Annotated in this window: 19 protein-coding genes; 1 reads left to right on the forward strand and 18 read right to left on the reverse strand. The window is 68.3% G+C overall.

Going from position 1 to position 16,890, the window contains the following annotated elements; genetic code table 11:
- Positions 1-2 precede the first annotated feature (2 nt).
- Genes MAE01_RS10290 through MAE01_RS10305 form a run of 4 tightly spaced genes read right to left on the reverse strand, consistent with a single transcriptional unit; the run spans position 3 to position 2,435 of the window.
- Positions 3-575, reverse strand: coding sequence for a GNAT family N-acetyltransferase (locus MAE01_RS10290; RefSeq protein WP_147039461.1), 573 nt, complete (start codon positions 573-575; stop codon positions 3-5).
- A 44-nt stretch (positions 576-619) separates the two neighbouring features.
- Entirely contained in the window at positions 620-1,354 is a 735-nt protein-coding gene (locus tag MAE01_RS15990; RefSeq protein ID WP_186806200.1) for a hypothetical protein, read from the reverse strand.
- Entirely contained in the window at positions 1,351-1,848 is a 498-nt protein-coding gene (locus MAE01_RS10300) for a DUF6114 domain-containing protein (RefSeq protein ID WP_147039462.1), read from the reverse strand. Before MAE01_RS10300 ends, MAE01_RS15990 begins: the two co-directional genes overlap by 4 nt.
- Positions 1,839-2,435, reverse strand: a complete 597-nt coding sequence (locus MAE01_RS10305) for a DUF6230 family protein (protein WP_147039463.1) — start codon at positions 2,433-2,435, stop codon at positions 1,839-1,841. The genes MAE01_RS10300 and MAE01_RS10305 overlap by 10 nt, the downstream gene beginning before the upstream one ends.
- 106 nt (positions 2,436-2,541) lie before the next feature.
- Here MAE01_RS10305 and MAE01_RS10310 point away from each other — a divergent pair, with 106 nt between their 5' ends.
- Positions 2,542-3,141 (forward strand): TetR/AcrR family transcriptional regulator, encoded by a 600-nt coding sequence (locus tag MAE01_RS10310; RefSeq protein WP_147039464.1) that lies wholly within the window; start codon positions 2,542-2,544, stop codon positions 3,139-3,141.
- 7 nt (positions 3,142-3,148) lie between these two features.
- On the opposite strand, the gene MAE01_RS10315 is transcribed toward MAE01_RS10310, so the two are convergent.
- The 14 genes from MAE01_RS10315 to MAE01_RS10380 form a co-directional block, all read right to left on the reverse strand.
- Positions 3,149-4,069: an RluA family pseudouridine synthase gene (locus MAE01_RS10315; RefSeq protein ID WP_147039465.1), complete on the reverse strand. Its 921-nt coding sequence runs from the start codon at positions 4,067-4,069 to the stop codon at positions 3,149-3,151.
- A 2-nt stretch (positions 4,070-4,071) separates the two neighbouring features.
- Positions 4,072-4,650, reverse strand: coding sequence for a signal peptidase II (gene lspA, locus MAE01_RS10320; RefSeq protein ID WP_147039466.1), 579 nt, complete (start codon positions 4,648-4,650; stop codon positions 4,072-4,074).
- Positions 4,651-4,659: 9 nt separating this feature from the next.
- Positions 4,660-5,262, reverse strand: coding sequence for a DivIVA domain-containing protein (locus MAE01_RS10325; protein WP_147039467.1), 603 nt, complete (start codon positions 5,260-5,262; stop codon positions 4,660-4,662).
- Positions 5,263-5,370: 108 nt separating this feature from the next.
- Positions 5,371-5,667: a YggT family protein gene (locus MAE01_RS10330; protein WP_147039468.1), complete on the reverse strand. Its 297-nt coding sequence runs from the start codon at positions 5,665-5,667 to the stop codon at positions 5,371-5,373.
- A gap of 22 nt (positions 5,668-5,689) precedes the next feature.
- Complete coding sequence (locus MAE01_RS10335) at positions 5,690-6,178, reverse strand: cell division protein SepF (RefSeq protein WP_147039500.1); 489 nt, start codon at positions 6,176-6,178, stop codon at positions 5,690-5,692.
- A 40-nt stretch (positions 6,179-6,218) separates the two neighbouring features.
- Complete coding sequence (locus tag MAE01_RS10340) at positions 6,219-6,902, reverse strand: YggS family pyridoxal phosphate-dependent enzyme (RefSeq protein WP_147039469.1); 684 nt, start codon at positions 6,900-6,902, stop codon at positions 6,219-6,221.
- Positions 6,903-6,909: 7 nt separating this feature from the next.
- Complete coding sequence (ftsZ, locus tag MAE01_RS10345) at positions 6,910-8,058, reverse strand: cell division protein FtsZ (RefSeq protein ID WP_147039470.1); 1,149 nt, start codon at positions 8,056-8,058, stop codon at positions 6,910-6,912.
- 166 nt (positions 8,059-8,224) lie between these two features.
- Positions 8,225-9,154 (reverse strand): cell division protein FtsQ/DivIB, encoded by a 930-nt coding sequence (locus tag MAE01_RS10350; RefSeq protein ID WP_147039471.1) that lies wholly within the window; start codon positions 9,152-9,154, stop codon positions 8,225-8,227.
- Positions 9,155-9,157: 3 nt separating this feature from the next.
- Positions 9,158-10,576 carry a UDP-N-acetylmuramate--L-alanine ligase gene (murC, locus tag MAE01_RS10355; RefSeq protein WP_147039472.1) on the reverse strand — a complete coding sequence of 473 codons (1,419 nt, stop codon included), beginning with the start codon at positions 10,574-10,576 and terminating at the stop codon, positions 9,158-9,160.
- A gap of 27 nt (positions 10,577-10,603) precedes the next feature.
- Positions 10,604-11,683 (reverse strand): UDP-N-acetylglucosamine--N-acetylmuramyl-(pentapeptide) pyrophosphoryl-undecaprenol N-acetylglucosamine transferase, encoded by a 1,080-nt coding sequence (locus MAE01_RS10360; protein WP_147039473.1) that lies wholly within the window; start codon positions 11,681-11,683, stop codon positions 10,604-10,606.
- Positions 11,680-12,873: a putative lipid II flippase FtsW gene (gene ftsW, locus MAE01_RS10365; RefSeq protein WP_147039474.1), complete on the reverse strand. Its 1,194-nt coding sequence runs from the start codon at positions 12,871-12,873 to the stop codon at positions 11,680-11,682. Before ftsW ends, MAE01_RS10360 begins: the two co-directional genes overlap by 4 nt.
- Entirely contained in the window at positions 12,842-14,374 is a 1,533-nt protein-coding gene (murD, locus tag MAE01_RS10370) for a UDP-N-acetylmuramoyl-L-alanine--D-glutamate ligase (RefSeq protein ID WP_147039475.1), read from the reverse strand. The genes ftsW and murD overlap by 32 nt, the downstream gene beginning before the upstream one ends.
- Complete coding sequence (gene mraY, locus MAE01_RS10375) at positions 14,371-15,480, reverse strand: phospho-N-acetylmuramoyl-pentapeptide-transferase (RefSeq protein WP_147039476.1); 1,110 nt, start codon at positions 15,478-15,480, stop codon at positions 14,371-14,373. Before mraY ends, murD begins: the two co-directional genes overlap by 4 nt.
- Positions 15,477-16,889, reverse strand: coding sequence for a UDP-N-acetylmuramoyl-tripeptide--D-alanyl-D-alanine ligase (locus tag MAE01_RS10380; protein WP_147039477.1), 1,413 nt, complete (start codon positions 16,887-16,889; stop codon positions 15,477-15,479). Before MAE01_RS10380 ends, mraY begins: the two co-directional genes overlap by 4 nt.
- Between the last annotated feature and the right edge of the window lies 1 nt (position 16,890).

The raw sequence follows: 16,890 nt of genomic DNA on the forward strand, positions 1-16,890 counted from the left end.
CGTCACCGCAGATCGAGCCGCATGAGCACTCTCGGGAACCCGTTGAGCACGGACTCGGTCTCGGACGCCTGCGTGAATCCGGCCTTCTCGAACAGCGCTTTCGTGCCGACATACATCATCGTCAGATCGACCTTCTCGCCGCGGTTGTCCACCGGATACGACTCGATCGCGGGCGCACCCCGCTCCCTCGCGTACGCGACGGCGCCGGCGACCAGCTCGTGCATGATCCCCTGCTTTCGATGGCCGGGTCGTACGCGCAGGCACCACAGCGACCAGACGTCGAGATCGTCGACGTGCGGGATCCGCCGGTTTCTCGCGAAGCTCGTCTCGCGCCGAGGCTGCAGCGCTGCCCATCCGACCGGCTCGTCATCGGAGTAGGCGATCACACCGGGCGGTGGATCCTGGTGACACAGCTCCCGCATGCGTTCGCCGCGTTCCGGTCCGCGCAGAGAGATGTTCTCCTTCGACCCGATCCGGTAGCTCAGGCAGAAGCACACGTTCGATGTCGGCTTCTTCGGGCCGACGAGAGTCGCGACATCATCGAAGACGGTCGCCGGCCGCACCTCGATACTCATGCTGACAGTGTGGCCGGTGGCGCCGACATCGGCCACCGGCCTGCTCAGGGCTCGACGATGTTCTGGTCGGTGTTCGAGTACGTGATGGAATCGGCGGTGCTGCCGATCAGGCCCATGGTCACATCCAGCAGCCCCGGCTCGATCTCCTCCAGGGACGGCGGCGTGTCGGTGCCGAGTGTGAGCGGCTCGCCTCCGAGCGCTGACGCGGAGATCGATCCGAGGTACACCGAGACGTTCCCCTGCAACGACATCGTGTCGGCCGTGGTGACCAGTCCCGGCTCGTCGTGCGGGCGGACGGTGAGCGAGAACCCGCTGATCGTGATGGAGTCCGCGCTGATCCTGAGCGCGCGGACGCTGCCACCGTCCGCGGTGGGCACGCTGACGATGCTGATGCCGCTCAGACCGGTGAAGGAGAGCCCTCCGGAGCGCATCGCCGCAGGCGTGCCGGTGAAGATCGGCGCGCCGTCGTCGACGGGCGCCTCCACCGGCTCTTCATCCTCGGGAGCGGGCGTCTCCTCCGGCGCTGGAGTCTCCTCCGGAGCGAGGGTGTCGTTCGGCGCGAGGGGCTCGCCCGGCGCGGGGGTCTCAAGGCCTGGGGTCTGTCCGTCCTCCGGCGCTGCGGTCTCCGCGGGATCCGGATCCGTCTTCGGGCACAGGAACGACAGGAACGAGTCGCAGAACCCGGTATGACGCGGCGAGGGAGCCGCGTTCACGACGAGCGGCGCGGTGATGAGCAGCGCCGCGATGACGGCGACCGGGCGCAGACTGCGGGGCTTCACCCAGCCTCCTCCGCCGAGGCCTCCCGCCGCGACGCGCGCTGCGCCTTCGAGCCCGCCCGCGCCTTCGAGCCCGCCCGCGCCTTCGACTCCGCCCTCGCCTCCGGCGTCATCCATGCCACCACGAGCACGCCGCCGACGCAGGCGATGATCGTGCCGAGCAGGAACCCGCCGAGATTGACGCCGACCAGCGCATACAGGCCGACCGCAAGGGACAGCACGCCGTAGAACACGTGATGCGCGGGCATCGTGATGGCGAGAACGCCCAGCAGCACCAGCGCGATCGGGATGATCGTCGCCTGCAGGCCCTCGATGCCGAGCTGCACGTGAAGGTGTCCGATGTCCATCTGGCCGGAGAAGAACATCTCCACACCGGCGACGGCGATCAGGAGCCCGCCCAGGAAGGGTCGCCGTCGGCGCCATGCCGTGAAGCGCCGCCACCGGCCGCGGGCGTTCCGCCGAGACACGGGGACCTCGACGCTCTCCGTCAGAAGCACGGGGTCGATCCGTCGGTCAGCTCGAGGGTCATGCCGGTCAGGGTGAACACCGAAGCCTGAGTGCTCCACGCGGTCTGCTGGAGGTTCGCGATGGAGACGGTGTCGGCATCCTGGGCGAAGTCGCCGGCTGAGCCCTTGGCATCCGTCTGCACGGTCGACGCGTCGACGCCGATCCGGATGTTGCCGAACGAGGCATCGCCGGCAAGCCCGGTCATGCCGATCTGCAGGTCGGAGGCGCTCGCGGGGTTGTCTCCCCCGCCCGCCTTGATCAGCACGCCGACGGTGCCGAGCGGAGTCTCTGTGATCACGGACTGGCAGAGGTCGGTGAGCGTCGCGCTCTTGATGTTCGCGATCGCGACGGTGTGCTCGCCGCCCTCGGAGTCCGTGGCGACGCCCGCGTACTGCGAGAACCCGGTGCCCTCGAGCTGGCTGGCGGAGATCTGGAACTGGCTTCCCGACACGGCGAAGGAGACCGGGACCTGCCCCTGTGCGACGCCGCCGAGGAGCAGTGCGGCGACGACCCCGACGGGTACCGCTGCGAGCGTGACGCGACCGGCGTGGGACTTCGTGAGTGACGGGAACTTCATCGATCCTCCTATGTCGGGCCGTCGTCGTCGGCGGCCGCGTTCGAGCATAACCCTCATTGACTCAGAGTCAATATGGGTAGTCCTGCCCTGTGGATAGGCTGAGCACATGCCGGAGGAGCGTCGCAGTCGCCTGACACCGGAGGACCGTCGCACGCAGCTGATGGCCATCGGGGTGAACTTCCTCGCCGACCACCCGCTGGACGAGCTCACGATGGACGAACTGGCCCGCCGCGCCGGCGTCTCCCGCGCGCTCGCGTTCCACTACTTCGAGTCCAAGCAGGGGATGCATCGCGCCGTGGTGACCACGGCCCGCGACAGCCTCCTGCACGCCACGGCACCGCGCGCCGATCTGCCGCCGCGCGAGCGCATAGATGACACCCTGCGGCGTTTCGCGACTTTCGTGCGCGATCACCGCGGCACGTTCCTGTCGCTCGTGCGGGGCGTCGCGAGCAGCGACCCGACCGTGCGCGCCCTGGTGGACGAATCGCGCGAACTCAACGCCGAGCATCTCAGGGAGGCCTTCGGAGAGCTCGGGGTGCCCGACACGAGGGCGGTGCGAATGGCGCTGCGCGCCTGGGTCGCCTTCGCCGAGGAGGTCTTCGTGAGCGTCGCCGCAGATGACCTCGCCGACGACGCCGAACTCGTCGCGCTCCTGGTGCGCACGCTCGATGCGACCGTCGCCGCCTCGAGCGACAGCGCTTTATGACACGGCCTCAGTCGCCGCGCAGCACCTCGAGGGCGTGCACGAAGTCGGCGGGATAGTCCGACTCGAACTGCACCCACTCCCCTGTGGCCGGATGCGTGAACCCGAGCCGGTGCGCGTGCAGCCACTGCCTGGTGAGGCCGAGCCTCGCCGACATCGTCGGGTCTGCGCCGTAGAGCGGGTCGCCGACGCACGGGTGCCGGTGCGCCGCCATGTGGACGCGGATCTGGTGGGTGCGTCCGGTCTCGAGGTGGATCTCGAGGAGCGAAGCGCCGGGGAACGCCTCGAGCGTCTCGTAGTGCGTCACCGAAGGCTTGCCGTCAGGGATCACGGCGAACTTCCACGAGTGGTTCGGATGCCGCCCGATCGGCGCATCGATCGTCCCTGCGAGCGGGTCGGGATGCCCCTGCACCACCGCGTGATAGACCTTCTCGACCGTGCGCTCCTTGAACGCGCGCTTGAGGTCGGTGTAGGCGGACTCGGTCTTGGCGACCACCATGAGGCCGCTGGTGCCGACGTCGAGCCGGTGCACGATGCCCGCGCGTTCCGCGGCGCCGCTGGTGGCGATCCGGAAACCTGCGCCGGCGAGAGCGCCGAGCACGGTCGGACCCTCCCAACCGATCGAGGGGTGCGCTGCGACACCTGTCGGCTTGTCGACCACCACGATGTCGTCGTCATCGTGGACGATGCCGAGCTCAGGCACCTCGATCGGAACGATGGCGGGGCCCTCTTTCGGCTGCCATTCGACGTCGAGCCAACCGTCGCTGCGGAGCCGGTCCGATTTGTCGAGGACGACGCCGTCGAGCCGTGCGCCGCCGGCGGCGATCACCTCGGCCGCGAAGGTTCGTGAGAAGCCGAGCATCTTCGCGAGCGCCGAGTCGACACGTGCGCCGTCGAGCCCGTCAGGCACGGGCAGCGAACGGGACTCCACGATCAGGCGTCCTTCTCGATGGCCTCGTGCTCGATGCCGGGCGTTCCGGCGTCGGCGGACTCGACGTGGTCCTTCTCGCGAGTGCCGTCGAATCGGATGCCGAGGACGACCAGGAGTGCGACAGTGATCATGCCGCACACGATGAAGATGTCGGCGACGTTGAAGATCGCGGGCATCATCCACGGCATCGAGATCATGTCGACGACGTGGCCGACCGCGAAGCCGGGCTCGCGGAGCAGACGATCGGTGAGGTTCCCGAGAACGCCGCCGAGAAGGCAGCCGAGCACGATCGCCCACAGCCGCGAGCGAAGGCCGAACGCCTTCCAGATGATGATGCCGGCGACGACGGTGAGTGCGATCGTGAAGATCCAGGTCACCTCGCTGCCGAGAGAGAACGCTGCCCCGGAGTTGCGGATGTAGTACAGCTGCAAGAATTCGCCGAGCACGGGTACGACCTCGTGCAGCGGGAGATTCTCGATCGTGAGGTACTTCACGAACTGATCGGCGGCCAGCACCACTGCCGCGAGGACCGCGACGATGATGCCGGCCGCCGACCGACGAATTGGACGACGTTCAGGCAAAGAGCTGACCTACAGTCCGATCGCGGAGACCGGCGTCGAGTCCGTGGAGGCCGACTTCTCGTCGAGGTCGCGCAGCTGGCCCTCGATGTAGCCGCGGAGCTGCGTGCGGTAGTCGCGCTCGAAGTTGCGGAGCTCGGTGATGCGAGCCTCGAGCGTGTTGCGCTCGCGCTCGAGACGTGCCGACTCTTCGCGCTGCTTGGCCTGAGCCTCGGTGCGGATGCGGTCGACCTCGGCCTCGGCATCGGCGATGAGCTGCTTCTTCTTCGTCTCACCCTCGGCGACGTGCTCGTCGTGCAGGCGCTGGGCGAGCTCGATGATGCCGGCGGAGGTCGAGGTGGATCCGGTGGCTTCCGGAGACTCGACGGCGGGGGCGGCGGGAGCCGCGGCGACCGGTGCGGGCACCTCGTCGACGACGGGAGCCTGCTCGGCGGGCTTCTCGCCGGACTCGTATTCGGCGAGCTTCGCCTTCAGCGCGGCGTTCTCCTCGAGGGCCTTGCGCCACTCGACGACGATCTCGTCGAGGAAGTCGTCAACCTCGTCCGGGTCGAAGCCGTCCTTGAATCGGACGTGCTGGAACTGCTTGGTGACGACGTCATCCGGGGTCAGTGCCATTTTCTCGGCTCCTCTTTCGATGAGTTCTGTTGCCAGTGTCTGAAGCATGGCTCGGTATTGATGTGGCGCGTACCCGGGGCGCGCACCTCGAGCAAGCATAGCCCCCGATCAGATGAACTGCCTCACGATCGCCATCAGGATCAGCACGGCGAGCATCGTGAACGTGAACCCGAAATCCAATGAGAGCGTGCCGATGCGCAGTGGAGGAATGAAGCGCCGGAACAGCTTGATGGGCGGGTCGGTGACCGTGTAGACGACTTCAGCCGCGATCAGACCGGCGCCCTTGGGGCGCCAGCCTCGATTGAACAGCGGGATGTAATCGAGGATCAGTCGTGCGAACAGCACGAAGATGTAGATCAGCAGGACCAGATGGACGATCGATGCGATCCAGGAGACGACTGCCACGACTTTGAAAAAGCTCTGCGACTCAGGACTGGTCGAAGGCCGCAGCCTCCGGGTCTGCGTGCGCGATGCCGCCATGACCCGAGATCGCGATGTTCTCGGGCGAGAGCAGGAAGACCTTGCTGGTGACGCGCTCGATCCGGCCGTACAGGCCGAGCGACAGCCCGCTGGCGAAGTCGATCAGTCGTCGCGCGTCGGCGTCGCTCATCTGCGACAGGTTGATGATCACCGGCACGCCCTCGCGGAAGCTCTCAGCGATCAGCTGCGCGTCGCGGTACTGCTTGGGGTGCACGGTGAGGATCTCGTTCACGGCGCCCGCAGACGGCTGGCGAACGGCAACGGGGCGGCGCAGCGGCGTCACGGGAGCCGGGGCGGCCTCTTCCTGATCGCCACCACGATCGCGGTCACGCTCGCGGTGCGCGCGCGCCGGCGCCGGAGCGGCCTGCTCCTCGTAGGCCTCTTCCTCATCGGCGAGGCCCAGGTACACCATGGTCTTCTTCAGCGGGTTTCCCATCGTGTCCTCCGTGTTCGACATGGGCTGATCTGTTTCGAGGTTAACCCCGGTCAGGCCGGGGTCCGGTGATTGCAGAGCCGATCCGCAGGTGTGTCGCACCCGCGGCGATCGCCTCGGCGAAGTCGCCGGTCATGCCGGCGGAGATCCAGGTGGCGTCGAGCGCGACCCGGCGGATGCCGTCAGAGATCGCGCGCAGACGCGCGAACGCGGATGCCGGATCCTCATCGAGCGGTGCGACGCCCATGACCCCGCGCAGCCGCAGCGACGGCAGTGTCAGGATGTGCTCGGCGAGCTGCTCCGCGTCTGCGGGGGCAACGCCTCCGCGCCCGAGATCCTCGGTGAGGTTCACCTGCACCAGGACGTCGAGCACGTCGTCGTCGTTCTCAGAAGCACGATGCAGCGCGTCGGCGATCTTGACCCGGTCGACGGAGTGCACGGCATCAGCACTGCGCCGGATCGCACCGGCCTTGTTGGTCTGCGCCTGGCCGATGAAGTGCCAGCGCAGCCCATCGAGCTCGAGCTCGCCATGCTTCGCTGTGAGCTCCTGCTGCCGGTTCTCTCCGACGTCGCGCACACCGAGCGCGTGAAGTTCGCGCACGAGCTGCGCGGGATGGAATTTCGTGACGACGATGCGGGTGATCTCGCCGGCATCCCGCCCCGCCGCCCGCGCGGCGTCCGCGATCTGTGCGTCGATCGCGGACAGCCGCTGTGCGAGTTCGGTCAAGACGCTCCTACTTCAGGAACTCGGGGATGTCGATGTCGTCGTCGGCGAACGCCGGCTCGAGGCTCGTCGCCGGAGCGCGCTGAGCGGGCTTCGCGTCCACCGGGTCGGCGGCCTTGGGCGCCTCGGACTCGTCGTCGGAGAGCGTCACCTCGGGCAGCGTGGCCGGCTCCGGGCGGGAGACGACCATCGGGTCCAGGCGCAGCGACGGCTCGCCGCCATCGAAGCCGGCCGCGATGACCGTGACGCGCACCTCGTCGCCGAGCGTGTCGTCGATGACGGTTCCGAAGATGATGTTCGCCTCGGGGTGCGCAGCCTCCTTGACGAGGTCGGCGGCGTCGTGGATCTCGAAGATGCCGAGGTTCGATCCACCCTGGATCGAGAGCAGCACGCCGTGCGCACCCTCGATGGATGCCTCGAGCAGCGGCGACTCGACCGCGAGCTCGGCGGCCTTGATCGCGCGATCCGCTCCGCGCGCGGACCCGATGCCCATGAGCGCGGAGCCCGCGCCCTGCATGACGGACTTGACGTCGGCGAAGTCGAGGTTGATGAGACCGGGTGTGGTGATGAGGTCGGTGATGCCCTGCACACCGGCGAGGAGCACCTGGTCGGCCGTGGCGAAGGCCTCGATCATCGAGATGCCGCGGTCGCTGATCTCCAGCAGCCGGTCGTTCGGCACGACGATGAGGGTGTCGACCTCTTCCTTGAGCTTGGCGACGCCGGCCTCGGCCTGGCTCTGGCGGCGGCGCCCCTCGAACGAGAACGGCTTGGTGACGACACCGATGGTCAGCGCGCCGATCGACTTCGCGATGCGCGCGACGACGGGGGCGCCGCCGGTGCCGGTGCCGCCGCCCTCACCGGCGGTGACGAAGACCATGTCGGCACCGGTGAGCGCCTGCTCGATCTCCTCGGCGTGGTCCTCTGCGGCGCGACGCCCGACCTCGGGGTCGGCGCCTGCGCCGAGTCCGCGGGTGAGCTCGCGGCCCACATCGAGCTTGACGTCGGCGTCGCTCATGAGAAGCGCCTGGGCGTCGGTGTTGACGGCGATGAACTCGACGCCGCGCAGGCCGAGTTCGATCATGCGGTTGACGGCGTTGACGCCGCCACCGCCGACGCCGACGACCTTGATCACGGCGAGGTAGTTCTGGTTCTGGCTCATGGCCGGCCTCCGATATGTCGAGCCTGGAAAGAATGTGAACCTTAAACCTCAACTAGAGGTGTAAAGTATTTCCCGGTATTGCGTTCTCTTGATCGAAGGTATGCGCCGTTTCGGCGTGCGGACGCAACGACACGGGCGTGTCGGTGCTTTCGGTGCGGAAACGCGTTCAGCCGGCGACGACGACGTCCGGAGAGGACACGTCGATCCTGCTCGCACCGGGATTCGCCGCCATGGCGGCCACGAGAGTGCGCGCCTTCTCGACGGACTCCTCGGCGCTCCCCCACACCACGGTCAGCCCGCTCGACAGCCGCAGCGTGACGTCGTCGACGGTGCTCGCCGTGACCTCCACGAGCGCTTCGCGCACGTCGGCCGGCACCGATCGGACGACGAGTCCGACCGACTCGAACGCATCCGAATCGATCCCACCGTCGACGTGCAGCACCGGCTGGCCCGCCGGCTGCTCCGCCGTCGTCGAGAGAGCGACTCCCGCCGCGTCGACCAGGGTGTACCCGGCATCCGATTCGATGACTCCGATCGGGGTGCGCTCGACGATACGCACGGTGAGATCGTGGGGCGGCCTGGCCTCGAGGGCGTAGGTCTCGATGAGCGGGAACGCGATCAGCGCTGCCTTGACCTCGCTCTCGTCTACGAGCGCGAGCGGAGTGCCGATCTGCCCTTCCAGGGCCGCCTCGATCGTGGCGGGGTCGAGCGAGGAAGCACCCGCGACTGTTATCTTCTCGACCGCGAACAGCGGGCTGTATGCGGCGATCACGCTTCCTCCGACCAGGAGGACGAGCGCGCCGAGCGCACCCAGCCAGATCAGCCGCCGGCGACGCGAACGCTGTGTGAACCGGCGGATCTCCGCGCGCAGGCGCTTGCGGCGGGCGCGCGCTGCGCGCCACACATCACGCGCGGTGAGGCCTTCGAGCCCCTCCGGCTCGCCGGCGACGCCATCCGCCGCCGCAGAGTGCTCGGGGGGCACGCCGTGGAGCTCGACCGGGTCGCGCGGCTCGTCCACCACACGGCGACGGCTTGTCGGAGCCTGTACGGACTCGGTCTCCTCCGGCGACGGTGGAAGCGGCCCAGGGCGACGCATCGCTCAGTCCTCGGCGCTCGGCTGCGGCGCCGGGCTCTGCCTCAGCGACTCCAGCACCTGCGGGATGATCAGATAGACGTTGCCGCAGCCGAGCGTGATCAGGTAGTCGCCCTCGCGTGCGATGGACGCCGCGTAGTCGGCCGCCTGCTGCCAGTCGGGAACGTAGTGCACATGGCTCTGATCCGCGAAGGCGCCGCTGACCAGCTCGCCGGTGACGCCGGGCACCGGGTCCTCGCGCGCACCGTACACGTCGAGCATGACGGTGTGGTCGGCGTAGGTCTCGAGCACGTCGGCGAACTCGCGGTACATGTGCTGCGTGCGCGAGTACGTGTGCGGCTGCTGGATCGCGATGATGCGCCCATCGCCGACGACGCCGCGCGCCGCCTCGAGAGCGGCCTTCACCTCGGTGGGGTGGTGCGCGTAGTCGTCGAAGACGCTCACGCCGCGCTCGACGCCGTGCAGCTCGAAGCGGCGCACCGTGCCGGCGAACCCCTCGACCGCCTTCACGGACTCCTCGAGGCCGTGCCCGAGCGCGAGCAGCACCGAGACGGCACCGGCGGCGTTGATCGCGTTGTGCTCTCCTGTCACGGCCAGCTGCATGCGCGCGGCCCGTCCCGCGTGGGTGACGGTTGCCGCGACGGGCCCGGAGGTCGAGATCTCGGTGAGGCGCACGTCGGCGTCCGCGGCACGGCCGAAGGTGATGACCTTGTCATGCGACAGCCCGGCCTTGACCCTGAGCGCGCCGGGGTCGTCGCTCGAGATGACGACGGCCTCGCGCGCGGCATCCGCGAATCGGATGAACGCGTCGTGGAACGCGTCGTCGGAGCCGTAGTGATCGAGGTGATCGGGGTCGACGTTCGTGATCAGGGCGATCGCCGTGTCGTAGAGCAGGAACGTGCCGTCCGACTCGTCCGCCTCGACGACGAACAGGTCGTCGGCGCCGGACGCGCTCGAGGTGCCGAGCTGCTCGATCACTCCGCCGTTGACGAAGTTCGGGTCGGCGCCGAGCGCCTGCAGCGCGGTGACGATCATGCCGGTCGAGGTGGTCTTGCCGTGTGCGCCGGCGACCGAGACGAGCCGGCGTCCGCCGATCAGCCAGTGCAGCGCCTGCGAGCGGTGGATGACGTGCAGACCGCGCTCCTTGGCGGTGACGAACTCCGGGTTCTCCGGCCAGATCGCGCCGGTGTGCACGACCGTGTCGGCGTCGCCGAGATGAGCGGCGTCATGGCCGATGTGCACGGTCGCCCCCGCGGCCGCCAGCGCACGCAGATTGTCGCTGTCCGAACGGTCGGAACCGGACACGCGGATGCCGGCGTCGAGGAACATCTTCGCCAGTCCGCTCATGCCGGAACCGCCGATCCCGATGAAGTGGGCGGCGGTGATGGACTCCGGGATCGGGAGCGAGAGGTCAGGTCTGATCATGTCGCTTCCATCCTAATTCGCGCGCGCTCAGCGACCGGCGCTGAGCGCGCGGTCGATCATCGCGATGACGTTCTCGGTGCCGGTGCGGGTGCCGACGTTCTCCGCGTCGGTGGCCATGGCCCCGAGGCGATCGCGGTCGCCGAGGAGCGGGATGATCCGCTCCCGTACCGTGTCCCCGTCGAACGTGCCGTCCTCGAGCAGGAAGGCGGCACCGGCTGCCACGGCGGACGCCGCGTTCAGACGCTGCTCGCCGTTGCCGACCGCGTACGGCACGTATACGGCGGGGATGCCGAGGGCGCTGATCTCGCTGACCGTCGCGGAACCGGCACGGGAGACGATCAGATCGGCCAGCGCGAACGCGAGGTCCATGCGGTCGACATAGCGCCGCAGCGCGTACCCGGGCACCTCGGGGTCGGCGAGGTCGCTGCGCTCGCCCGTGACGTGCAGCAGCTGCCAGCCGGCGGCGAGCACGTCGGCCCAGGAGTCCCCCAGCGCCTCGTTGAGCCGCTGGGCCCCGAGCGACCCGCCGAAGACGAGCAGCACAGGCTTCGCAGCATCCAGTCCGAATGCGTCAGCGGCCTCGGCACGGCGTGCCGCGCGGTCGAGGTCGACGATCTCGCGCCGCAGCGGCATGCCGACGACCTCGCTGTTCTTCAGCGGGGTTCCGGCGAAGGCGACGCCGATGCCGGCGGCGCTGCCCGCGCCGAGCCGGTTGGCGAGCCCCGGCCTCGCGTTGGCCTCGTGCACCACGAAGGGCACCTTCTCGCGACGAGCGGCGACGTACGCGGGGGCGGACGCGTATCCGCCGAACCCGACCACCACGTCCACACCGTGCTCGCGGATGTGCCTGCGGACCTGCGACACAGCCCTGCTGAAGCTGCGCGGGAACGCCAGCGCCTGCGCGTTCGGGCGCCGCGGGAACGGCACCTTGTCGACGATCAGCAGCTCGTAGCCGCGCTCCGGCACCAGGCGGGCCTCCAGGCCCTCCTTCGTGCCGAGGACGAGAACGTCTGCATCGGGCTCTCGGTCACGGAGTCCGTCGGCGACGGCGAGCAGGGGGTTGACGTGGCCGGCGGTGCCGCCACCGGCGAGGAGGTACGAGGTCACCTCGAGACCTTACCCCGCTCCGGCTGAGGGATCGTCCGCGCAAAGGCCAGCAGGACTCCGCACGCGAGCAGCACTGCGAGCAGCGCCGTACCGCCCTGCGACATGAACGGCAGGGGGACGCCCATGACGGGGAAGACGCCGATCACGACGCCGATGTTGATGAGCGCCTGTCCGAGGATCCAGACGGTGATGCCGCCGGTGGCGATGCGGATGAACGGGTCATCGGTCTTGCGCATGACGTGGAACGCGCCAACGGCGAAGAACGTGAACAGGGCGAGTACGACCACGCAGCCGATGAGGCCGAGCTCCTCCCCGACGATCGCGAAGATGAAGTCGTTCGCCGCTGCGGGAAGCCAGCCGTACTTCTCCTGCGAGTTGCCGAGGCCCAGTCCGAAGATGCCGCCGTTGGCCATGCCCCAGACGGCATGGATGGACTGGTAGCAGTCGTGCTCGTAGTTGCTCATGTCGGAGCAGACCGCCGTGATGCGCCGCATCCGGTCGGGGCTCACGACGGCGAGGGCGATGACGCCCACGATGCCCAGCATAACCGGCAGGATGAACAGCCGCAGCTTCACACCGGAGAAGAACAGACAGCCGAGCAGGATCAGCACGAGCACCATCGCGGTGCCGAGGTCGTTTCCTGCGATGACCGAGCCGATTGCGAGCACTGACACCGGAATCACCGGGATGAACACGTGGTGCCAGATGGCGAGTCGGGTGCGCTTGCGCAGCAGGACATAGGCGATCCACAGCGCCAGTGCGAGCTTCAAGAACTCGGACGGCTGCATCGTGAACCCCGCGATGCGGATCCAGTTGCGGTTTCCGGCGTCTTCGATGCCGAGCGGAGTGAACACGAGCAGCTGCATGGCCGTGGCGCCGATGAGCGCGGGCCACGCCAGCTTCTTCAGGAACGAGATCGGAAGGCGGCTGACCAGGAACATCAGCGGCAGGCCGACGACGGCGAACATGCCCTGCTTGAGCGCAGTGTCCATGACACCGGACTCGGTCGCGCTGGTCGCGGAGATGACCATGATGAGGCCGAACACCGTCAGCAGAACCGCAGTGGATGCGATGAGCATGAACTCGTTCGATGGTGGCGTGAAGATGCGCCCCAGTGAGACGCGGGCGGCGAGTCCTCTGGACTGAGCGCCTCTGGACTCAGGGTTCGACGGGCGAGCCACCTGTGTCATCGGCGCTCCCCCTGTCGATCCATGTGCGCACCGCATCGGCGAAGCGGCGGCCCCGATCCGCGTAGCCGGTGAACTGATCGAAGGATGCCGCTGCGGGAGCCAGCAGGACTGTGCCCCCGTCGGTGGCGATTCCCGCGGCGAGTTCCACCACGCGAGTCATGACCTCTTCAGTCTCGCCAGTGGCGACCTCATACACCCGCACCTCGGGCGCGTGTCGTGCGAATGCCGAGACGACTTCGGTGCGGGAGGCGCCGATCACCAGTGCCGCGCTGGCCGTGCGCCCGGCATCCGCGATCAGATCCGACAGATCAACGCCCTTCAAGTCTCCGCCCACGACCCATACCGCGCCAGGGTAGGCCTTCAGCGAGGAAGCCGCGGCGTGCGGGTTGGTGGCCTTGGAGTCATCGACCCAGGTGATCCCGCCGTGGCGTGCGATGACCTGGATGCGGTGTTCGTCGAGGCGGAAGGTCTCCAGTGCGCGGCGGATCGCCTCCGGCTGCGTGCCGAGAGCGCGCGCCAGCGCGCTGGCGGCCAGGATGTTCTGCACGATGTGCGGCGCGGCGAGCCCGACCCGCTCGAGGTCGGCGATCGTCGTCAGCTCGAGTGCGCTGTTGCGACGGTCGTCGAGGAAGGCCCTATCCGCGAGGATGCCGTCGACGACCCCGAGGTCGCTGGGCCCGGGAACACCGAGGTCGAACCCGATGGCCCGCGCACCCTCGATCACGTCGGCATCCTCCACCATCGCGCGCGTCGCCTCATCGGCCTTGTTGTAGACGCAGGCGACACGCGTGTTGCGGTACACGTACGACTTCGCCTCGCGGTACGCGGTGGCGCTGCCGTGCCAGACGAGGTGGTCGTCGGCGAGGTTGAGGCAGACCGACGAGTGGGGCACGAGCTGACCGGCGGGTTCGCTGCGGCCGATGTACCAGAGCTGATGACTGGAGAGTTCGACGACGAGCACGTCGAACCCGGCGGGATCGCGCACCGCGTCCAGCACGGGGACGCCGATGTTGCCGCAGGGCGCTGCCCTCAGTCCGCCCTCGACGAGCAGGCTCGCGGTGAGCTGAGTGGTGGTGGTCTTGCCGTTTGTGCCGGTGATCAGCACCCAGTCGGCTGGCGTTCCATCGGCGCGCACGACCTTGTCGCGCACGCGCCAGGCGAGTTCGACGTCGCCCCACAGGGCGATGCCGGCATCCTGCGTCCAGCGGATGACCGGGTGCGACGGCGCGAATCCCGGGGATGCGACGACCACATCCGGAGCGAACTCGATGAGCTCGTCCGGCGCTGAGTCGAGGGAGCCGAGTACGAGTCGGGCGCCGATGACCGGTACGAGCCGCTCGTACTCCTCCGAGGCGGACTCGGAGAGGACGAGGACTTCGGCACCCAGCTCGGTGAGCGTGTCGGCGGCGGAGAATCCGGTCACCGACAGTCCGAGGACTGCCACCCGCAGGCGCTTCCAGTCGGCGTGCCAGCTGGTGAGGCCATCCAGTCTTGCGGTCATATCAGGGTGAGCCATTCGACGTAGAACAGACCGATCGCGGACACCGCGAGGAGACCGGCGATGATCCAGAGGCGCACGACGATCGTCACCTCGGGCCAGCCCCGCATCTCGAGGTGGTGGTGGAAGGGGCTCATCAGGAACAGCCGCTTGCCGCGTGTGACCTTGAAGTAGGTCCGCTGCAGGATCACCGATCCGGAGGACAGCACGAAGATGCCGGCGATCACGAACAGCAGCAGCTCGGTGCGGGTGAGGATCGCCATGGCGGTGATGACGCCACCGATCGCCATGGAGCCCACATCGCCCATGAACACCTTGGCCTTGGGGGCGTTCCACCAGAGGAACCCGACGAGGCCGGCGGCGAAGGATGCCGCGACTATCGCGAGGCTGAACGGATCTCGCACCTGATAACAGGCATCCAGCGCGTCGGCCTCGACGCCGGTTCCGACGCAGGACTGCTTGAACTGCCAGAACGCGATGAGGCTGTACGCGCTGACCACGAAGACGCCCGCGCCGGCCGCGAGTCCGTCGAGGCCGTCGGTGAGGTTGACGCTGTTCGATGTCGCGATGCCGATCACGGCGATCCAGATCAGGTAGACGATCCAGCCGATCACGACCCCGAAGGCGAACAGGTTCAGCCACGTGATGTCGCGGAACAGGGAGATGTAGCCGCTCGCGGGCGTCTGCTCGTACTGGTTCGGGAAGTTCAGCGCCACGACGCCGAACGGCACCATCACCAGGAGCTGGCCGATCACCTTCCGCCAGCCGGAGAGACCGAGGCTGCGCTGCGAACGCACCTTCATGTAGTCGTCGATGAAGCCGACGGCGCCGAAGCCCACCATGAGCCAGAGCACGAGGATGGCGGACAGCGCTGGGGTGCTGCCGCCGGCGATGACGCCGGCGAAGTAGCCCACGATGGTGCCGACGATGAAGATCACGCCGCCCATGGTCGGCGTGCCGCGCTTGGCCTCGTGGCTCGGGTTGGCGACGTCCTCGGGGGTGCGGATGACCTGCCCCCAGCCCCACCGCCGGAACAGCCGGAGGAAGACGGGAGTCAGGAAGAGGTTGAAGGCGAGCGATATCGCCGCCGCCATGAGGAGTGATCTCACGAGAACAATTCTCCCAGACGATCGCCGAGATGCCGCAGCCCCACGGAGTTGGATGATTTCACGAGCACTCGGTCTCCCTCGCGGAGTTCGGTGCGCAGGTACTCGTACGCGGCATCCTGGTCGGGCAGATGCACCGCCTCGCTGTCCCAGGAGCCTTCGCCGACTGCCGCGAGGTACAGGCGGCGCGCCTCGGGTCCCACCACGACGATGCGGCGGATGTTGAGGCGGACGGCGAGCAGACCGATCCGGTCGTGCTCCTCCCCCGCGTTCTCGCCGAGTTCGCTCATGGCGCCGAGGACGGCGACCGTGCGCTCGTCTGGACCGGTGATCTGCGCGAGGGTGCGGAGGGCCGCAGCCATGGAGTCCGGGCTGGCGTTGTAGGCGTCGTTGATGATGCGGACGCTGTCATTGCCCATCGGCTGCATGCGCCAGCGTTCAGCGACCTCGACCGACTCGAGTCGTGCGATGGCATCGGCGAGCGGAACGCCGAGCACACCGGCGGCAGTGATCGCCGCGAGTGCGTTGCCGACGTGGTGCGCGCCGAGCACCTTCAGGTGCAGCGTCTGCGTCTCGCCGTCGGCTGTGATCGTCGCGCGGGTGCCGGAGGCCTCGACATGGATGTCGGATGCTCTGACATCGGCGTCGGCGCCCTGGCCGAAGCCCATGACGGTCATGCCGCGGCGCTCGGCCGTCTCCCGCATGGCCGCCACACGCGGGTCGTCGATGTTGAGCACGGCGACGCCGCCGGGGCGGGATGCCGTGATGAGCTCCGCTTTCGCCTTCGCGGTCTCCTTGATTCCGCCGAACCCGCCGGCGTGGGCCATGCCGACCATGAGGATCACGGCGAGATCCGGCTCGACGAGCCCGGCCAGGCGGGCGATGCTTCCCGGGCCTGCGGCACCGAACTCGCTCACCAGGAATCGGGTGTTCTCGGTGACGCGCAGCATGGTCACCGGCGCGCCGACCTCGTTGTTGTAAGAGTCGATCGGGGCGACGGTCTCGCCGGCGGACTCGAGGATGCGGGCGAGGAAGTTCTTCGTGGTGGTCTTGCCGTTGGATCCGGTGATGCCGACGATCTTCAGCATCCCGCCCGCGCGCACGCGCGCGACGACAGCCGAGGCGAGGGCGGCAAGGGCATCCACCACGTCGGGGACGACGATCTGCGAGACCGCGTCATCGACCAGGTGCTCGACCAGGGCGAGGGCGGCACCGTTCTCGACGGCTGCGCCGACGAACCGGTGTCCGTCGGTCTCTGCCCCGGGCTTCGCGACGAAGATGCCGCCGTGGGTCATCTTGCGTGAATCGGTGTCCACCACGCCGTTCACGACGGTGTCTGCGGTGTCGGGGTCGACAGGGTGAAGATCACCGCCCGTGATGGTTGCGATCTCGGCAAGCGACAGGGCGATCATG

This window comes from Microbacterium aerolatum, from assembly GCF_007988825.1.
Lineage (GTDB): Bacteria > Actinomycetota > Actinomycetes > Actinomycetales > Microbacteriaceae > Microbacterium > Microbacterium aerolatum.